The following is a 255-nucleotide window of genomic DNA, read 5'->3' as shown; positions in this document are numbered from 1 at the left end:
CTTGACCATATAACACCCAAGCAATTTGATGCTCCTAGTTGAAAAGACGAGAGAGACCAGATTGCGGTGTGTGAAGACGAAACGAACCGAAAGTTCGATGTTCACAAACACCGAAAGCTATCACATACCCAATTTGCTGAAGCGAGACCAACTGGTCACGACTCAGTACCCGAATTTCTTGACGACCATAGAGCGTTGGAACCACCTGATCCCATCCCGAACTCAGCAGTGAAACGATGCATCGCCGATGGTAGT

General features: G+C 47.8%; 1 rRNA gene. It reads left to right on the top strand.

Annotated elements, in window-relative coordinates:
* Nucleotides 1-177: 177 nt before the first annotated feature.
* Nucleotides 178-255, top strand: a 5S ribosomal RNA gene (gene rrf / locus QMX93_RS30975); the annotation flags it as partial.

The sequence above is a fragment of the Pseudomonas sp. PS01303 genome, assembly GCF_029959385.1.
Classification (GTDB): Bacteria; Pseudomonadota; Gammaproteobacteria; order Pseudomonadales; family Pseudomonadaceae; genus Aquipseudomonas; species Aquipseudomonas rustica.
This window is presented reverse-complemented; position numbering and strand designations above follow the sequence as displayed.